General features: G+C 70.4%; 9 protein-coding genes. 6 read left to right on the forward strand and 3 right to left on the reverse strand.

The window, feature by feature from the left end:
- The coding region (locus JMF90_RS20775) for a DNA primase small subunit domain-containing protein (RefSeq protein WP_374104243.1) at window positions 1-486 on the forward strand (486 nt) is incomplete at its 5' end.
- Between the two features lie 4 nt (window positions 487-490).
- Here the strand turns inward: JMF90_RS20775 and JMF90_RS20780 are convergent.
- The gene (locus JMF90_RS20780; protein WP_201317313.1) at window positions 491-1813 is read right to left on the reverse strand and encodes a cation:proton antiporter; all 1323 of its coding nucleotides are present in this window, start codon (window positions 1811-1813) and stop codon (window positions 491-493) included.
- A 54-nt stretch (window positions 1814-1867) separates the two neighbouring features.
- Window positions 1868-2236 carry a DUF3175 domain-containing protein gene (locus JMF90_RS20785; RefSeq protein WP_074807199.1) on the reverse strand — a complete coding sequence of 123 codons (369 nt, stop codon included), beginning with the start codon at window positions 2234-2236 and terminating at the stop codon, window positions 1868-1870.
- A gap of 157 nt (window positions 2237-2393) precedes the next feature.
- Here JMF90_RS20785 and JMF90_RS20790 point away from each other — a divergent pair, with 157 nt between their 5' ends.
- From JMF90_RS20790 to JMF90_RS20810, 5 genes are all read left to right on the forward strand, one after another.
- Entirely contained in the window at window positions 2394-2843 is a 450-nt protein-coding gene (locus tag JMF90_RS20790; RefSeq protein WP_201325378.1) for a hypothetical protein, read from the forward strand.
- Between the two features lie 85 nt (window positions 2844-2928).
- Window positions 2929-3294: a DUF3022 domain-containing protein gene (locus tag JMF90_RS20795; protein WP_023477689.1), complete on the forward strand. Its 366-nt coding sequence runs from the start codon at window positions 2929-2931 to the stop codon at window positions 3292-3294.
- Window positions 3295-3542: 248 nt separating this feature from the next.
- Window positions 3543-4091: a type 1 glutamine amidotransferase domain-containing protein gene (locus JMF90_RS20800; RefSeq protein ID WP_011545547.1), complete on the forward strand. Its 549-nt coding sequence runs from the start codon at window positions 3543-3545 to the stop codon at window positions 4089-4091.
- A gap of 4 nt (window positions 4092-4095) precedes the next feature.
- Window positions 4096-4428 carry a DUF1488 domain-containing protein gene (locus tag JMF90_RS20805; RefSeq protein WP_011545546.1) on the forward strand — a complete coding sequence of 111 codons (333 nt, stop codon included), beginning with the start codon at window positions 4096-4098 and terminating at the stop codon, window positions 4426-4428.
- 289 nt (window positions 4429-4717) lie between these two features.
- On the forward strand, window positions 4718-4963 hold the full coding sequence (locus JMF90_RS20810) for a hypothetical protein (protein WP_011545545.1): 246 nt from the start codon (window positions 4718-4720) through the stop codon (window positions 4961-4963).
- 22 nt (window positions 4964-4985) lie between these two features.
- Here the strand turns inward: JMF90_RS20810 and JMF90_RS20815 are convergent.
- Window positions 4986-5893: phosphatidylserine decarboxylase family protein (locus JMF90_RS20815; protein WP_201325379.1), on the reverse strand; the 908-nt coding region annotated here is incomplete at its 5' end.

Raw genomic sequence — 5893 nt, forward strand, 5'->3', positions numbered from 1 at the left:
ACGATGATCGACGCCGCGCAGCTCGTGCGCGGGCTGCTCGACGAACTCGGGCTCGTGTCGTTCTGCAAGACGAGCGGCGGCAAGGGGCTGCACGTCGTCGTGCCGCTCACGCGGCATGCGGGCTGGGACGACGTGAAGGACTTTTCGCGCGCGGTCGCGCAGCACGTCGCCGGCACGCTGCCCGACCGTTTCACCGCGACGATGGGGCCGCGTCACCGGCGCGGCAAGATCTTCGTCGACTACCTGCGCAACGGGCGCGGCGCGAGCACGATCGCCGCGTATTCGGTGCGCGCGCGGCCCGGCATGGGCGTGTCGGTGCCGCTCGACTGGGACGAGGTGCCCGAGACGACGGGCGGCGCGCAATGGACGATCGACACGCTGCACGAACGGCTGGACACGCTGAAGCGCGACCCGTGGGAGGGCTACGCGAAGGCGCGCCAGCGCATCACCGCGGCGATGCGGGCGCGGCTTGGCGCCGACACGTGAGCCGTCAGCGCCGATGCTGCTGCAACCGGTAGTACCAGTTCATCAGCGGCGTCGCGGAAATCCCGTGCGCGACCACCGACGCGGACACCACGGCCAGCACCGGCGCCGCGAGCGGGCGCACGACGTCGGACGGCCCGTGCTCGAGCGCGAACAGCAGGTAGTAGAACGAGCCGATCCCGCGGATGCCGAACCACGCCATCAGCCGCCGCTGCGCATGCGTCGCGCGCGAGCCGGCCAGTGTGACCAGCACCGCGAGCGGACGCACGGCGACGAACAGCACGGCGGCCAGCGCGACGGCGCCCCACGTGAGCAGCGGGCCGGGCAGCGTCGAGAGCACGCTGCCGATCATCGTCATCACGATCGCTTCGGCGATCCGTTCGAGTTCGATCGTGAAGCCGAGCACCGATTCGGCCATGAACGCATGCGCTTTCCCCGGATGCTTCTCGGTCGCGACCACGTCTTCCGAATCGATCTGGCCGATCACTTCGCGCGGCGGGCGGTCGCCGCTCGCGCGATGCTCGACGCGTCGCATCGCGACGCCGGCCGCGAACGTCGCGATGAAGCCGAACGTGTGCGCGAGCTGCGCGGCGCCGAACGACAGCACGATCAGCGCGAGCGCGAAGAAGCCTTCGAGGCCGAGCGCCTGCGCGTGCCGCGTGCGCAGCCAGCCGATCGTCTTCGTCGTGGCCCAGCCGAGCCCGCCGCCGATCGCGGCCGCGCCCGCGATGCCCCACAGCGCGACCAGCGCGAACGTGCCGGACAGCGGCGGGATGCCGTGCGTCGCATCCGGTGCGCCGCACAGCGCGAGCCCCGCGAGCGCGAACGGCAGCGCGATGCCGTCGTTCATCCCGCCTTCGCCGGACAACGCGAAGCGCACCAGGTCGCGATCGCCCGGGTCGTGCACCTGCACGTCGTGCGCGAGCACCGGGTCGGTCGGCGCGAGGATCGCCGCGAGCAGCAACGCGGGGCCCCAGCCAAGGCCCAGCGCGAGCACCGCGCACGCGGCGAGCAGCGGCACGGTGACGATCATCGCGAGCAGCCCGAGGCGGCACGGCACGAGCCACAGCTTGTCGGACAGCGGCACGCGCAGCCGCAGCCCGATCGCGAACAGCGACACGAGCAGCGCGACCTCGACGATCTCGCGCAGCAGTTGCCCGTCGCGTTCGAGGTCGAGATGCAGCAGGCCGGCGCCGGCCGGGCCGAGCGCGATGCCGAGCACCAGGTAAATCATCGCCGAGCTGCAGGGTAGGTGGCGCAGTGCGGACGTCACGACGCCCATGCCCAGCAGCACGGCGCCGATGATCAGATACCAGAGGGTTTCGTGCATGCGTGTGATCGCAGCGGAGGGGTGGATACGAGCATACGAGCGGCGCGCCGGCCGTCAGGGCTTGCGGCCGAAGGCTTCGCGCAGTTTCCGCTTCGCGCGTTCGAGCGTGGTGCGGCGCGTTTTCGGCAGGTTGCGGCCGGCGCGGTTCACGTAGAAGTTCAGCATCGACATCGCCGACTGGAACGGCGACGCCTTGCGGCGGCGGCTATGTTCGGCCGAGCGCTTCAGCGACGCGGCGATCGCGGCCGGATCGTCGGATTTGAAGATGTCGGGCTCGATGTCGAGCGCATCGCTCTTTTGCGTGACTTTGCCGGACCAGCGCTTGCGATGGGCCGGGTCGGCGCTGCGCGCGCGGCCCGGGCGGCGCGTGTGGCGCTTGCCGTGCGGCTTGTCGTGCGCGTGGGAAGCAGAAGCGGAAGGCATGAGGCAGGGACTCCGTAGGGGTTCGCAGGACGGTCGTACGAAGACGGCGGACGCAAGCCGCGTGCCGCGTCGCGAACCTGCCGACCACGGCATGGGCCTTGCTGAAGGACCGGAGCAGGAATTTCCATCGAGCGATCATCCATAGGGAGAAAACGCCATGAAGTCAGCATTCGAATCGAAGTGTGTCGTGCGGCACGTGCTGGTCTGCGCGGCTGTCGCGATCGTCGCGGCCGCGCCGGCCGCGTGGGCGCAGAACTCGCAGCGCTCGGACGAGGGCACCGGCGCGCCGAATCCGTCGATGGACATGTCGACGCCGGGCACCAACGGCAATACGACCGCGCCGCCGCCACCGGCCGGCACGCAGCGCCATGGCGCGAAGCACGGGATGCGTTCGCACAGCGGGTCGGCCGGCCACGTGAAGCCGGGCGGCGGCCCGAACGGCGCGGGCCAGGGCGGTAGCGGCGCCACGGGCGGCGGTGTCGGCGGCGGCTCGGGCGGAGCCGGCGGCTCGGGCGGCACCGGCGCCGGCAACGGCGGTTCGGCCGGCTCGACGGGCACGGGCGGCGGCGGGGCCGGCGGGACGGGCGGCGGTTCCAGCGGTTATTGACGGTGTCGTGCCGGCGTGGCCGGCATGGCGCGATGGCGGCGCGGTTTCCCGGGACGGGCGCGCCGCCGCCACGCAGGAGGACATCATGCAATCGAATTCCCGGATTTTGGTGGACAACGACGAGCTCGACGGCGACGCAAGCGACACGGACGATCTCGACACGACGGTCCATGTGGACGTCGAAACGGGCAGGGTCATGTTCCATGCGGCGTGGGCGAACCCCGTCGAGGCGCCGCCCGAGGCCGCCCGCCATTCGGTCGTGCTCGCGCTCGAATGCTCGACGATGGAACGCTATGCGGATCTCGACGAGGGCGCGCGGATGCGCGTCCACGCGATGCTGCACGACGCCGTGCAGCAGACGCTGGAACAGTTGCCCGATACCGACGAGAACCTGACGCTGACGGTCGAGCTGACCGACGCGATGCTCGACGCCGTGCGTCATCTGCAGTAATCGCACCGGATCGGCGCACGGCGTCGCATTACATCCCGTTGAAATCTTTGCAGGCCAAACGGGGGCGAGCGGCCGATGGGGCCGGCGATCGATTCCGATCGCGGGTCGTTCCCCGGTTACGGGAACGCGCACGAGCATGAGCGCGCCGGCAGGCAACGGCCTGCGCGGCCGGAACGGCGCTTGCTGCGAGACCGGCACGGCACGACACGACGTGTGCCTTGTTCCTGTCCCTTTCCACGGAGGCATCCATGAGCGGCAAGCTGGATCATTGCAAGGTAGCGATTCTCGCGGTCGACGGTTTCGAGGAAGCCGAACTCGTCGAACCGCAGCGCGCGCTCGCGGCCGAAGGCGCGCAGGTGGACGTGATTTCGCAGAAGCGCGGCGAAATCCAGGGTTTCCGGCACGTCGACAAGGGCGAGCGCGTGAAGGTCGACCGCACGTTCGACGATGCACGCGAAGGCGACTACGACGCGGTCGTGCTGCCGGGCGGCGTCATCAACGGCGACGCGATCCGGATGGTGCCGGCCGCGCGCGAATTCGTGACGGCGGCCGTCGGCGCCGGCAAGCCAGTCGCGGCGATCTGCCACGGCGGGTGGCTCCTCGTGTCGGCCGGGCTGGTCGAGGGCAAGACGATGACGAGCTGGCCGAGCCTGCAGGACGATATCCGCCACGCGGGCGGCAAGTGGGTGGACGAGGAGGTCGTGCGCGACGGCAACCTGATCACGAGCCGCAAGCCGGCCGATCTGCCCGCGTTCAACGGCGCGCTGGTCGAGCGCCTCGCGTCGCGGGGGGCATGAGCCGATGCCGGCCGATTCCGATACTCCGCGCCGCGTGACGCTGACCGATGAACCGCCGACGTTCGACGGCGCGGCGTTGCAGTTGCGCTTCGTCGTCGACGTCGACGGCGTGCCGCAGGCCTGCGCGATCACGGTCGAGGCGCTGGAAGATCATTTCGGCGCGCGCTCCGCGCTGGAGGCCGATCTGCGCGACGCGTTCGAGCGTGGCCGCGCGCGGATCGAAGCCGCGTGCGCGGACGTGCTGGCGAGCGGCAACCACGACGTGGTGCTGCACAGCGGCTATTTCCGGGCGCCGGCCGGGCGTGCGCGGGCCGGGTTGTTTCGCTCGCGGCCGTGAGCGGCGCGCATTCCCTGCGCGCCACCCGCGCATCTTCTCCGGCCGCATCGGTCACCCGCCGCGGCCGCTCCCCGCGGCCACCCGTTACATGCCGTTGAAAACTTTGCAGCGGCTCGAACGCGCCGTGCGGTGCCACATCGCGCGGCGCGCGTACCGCACGGATACCGGCCGCACGACGCCGGCTGGCACGTTCCCTGCATGCCTGTAACGTCGCCGGCGCACGATTCGCGCCGCCAGCCGATGCGACGCCGGTGTCGCGTCGTGCGTAGCCGTCAACGGGGAAACGAGCATGCTGACCGCCCACGAATTTGCCGCGCTGTTCCTCGCGCATCACGCGCCGGAACAGATCCAGATCGACCGTGACGACGTCGTCGCGCTCGTCGAACAACACCTGATCGTGCTGCAGCAAGACGATACGTCAGGCGCGCACCGTCCCGCACTGACGGCCGACGGGCTGTCGGTGCTGCGCTGCGTGCAGCGTCATGACGCTGCCGAATTCCATGCGATCGGCGTGAGCGACGGGGCCGACGCGTGACGCGCCGGCCCGCGCGGGGCATTCACCGCGCGATCGCGACGGACGCATTGACCTGCACGACCGGCGGCTCGCCCTCGAACGGCGGCGCGTACAGGAAGCGGTCGATCACGCCGGCTTCGAACAGCAGGCAGTAGGTCGAGCCGCCGAACTGGAAGTAGCCGATCTCGTCGCCCTTGTCGACGCGCTGGCCCGGCACGACCTCGATCACGCACGACGACACGTCGCCCATCCCGACGAATACGGCCGCGACCGTCCCGATGCCGGGATCGTCGCTCGAGATCGCGACCACCGCGCGTGCGGCGACCGCCGTCATGTAGCCCTGCGAGTCGTTGAGCCCGGCCGGGTCCGGGCCTTCCGTTTCGGCGACCGAGTAGTAGGTGCCGTCGACGCGATACGCATGCGTGACGACGCCGCGCACCGGCGCATGCCAGCGGTGGTAGTTGTACGCGCTGAGGTAGGCCTGGTAGACGTCGCCGCCGACGAAGCGCTCGGCGAGCGACAGCCGCGCGGGCGTGAAGAGGTCGCGCAGCGAATACGGCTGCGACTTGATCCAGAACGTGTCGCGCAGCTTCACGTTGGTTTCGGTGTGATAGGGCGACGCTTCGCACGCGCTGACGATCACGTGCGGATCGTCGGGCGCCGCCACCGGCCGCGCGCCGTCGCGAAAGCGCCGCGTGAAGAAGTCGTTCCACGAATCGAAGCCCCAGTGCGGCTGGTCTTCGCGATACTGGAACTGCGACAGCCCGAGGCGCTTGCGTGCTTCGTCGCAGAACCAGCCGTCGGGCGGCGACGTGTCGAGATGCGCGCGCGAATGCGGGCCGCCGAGGAAGTCGCACCAGACGTTCAGCACGCGCTTGAACTGCGCGTTGACGGAGGCGTCGCGAAACACCGCGTGGCCCGACGGCATGCACATCGGCCAGTCGAGGAACG

The sequence above is a fragment of the Burkholderia sp. E168m23 genome (assembly GCF_016586125.1).
GTDB lineage: Bacteria > Pseudomonadota > Gammaproteobacteria > Burkholderiales > Burkholderiaceae > Burkholderia > Burkholderia orbicola.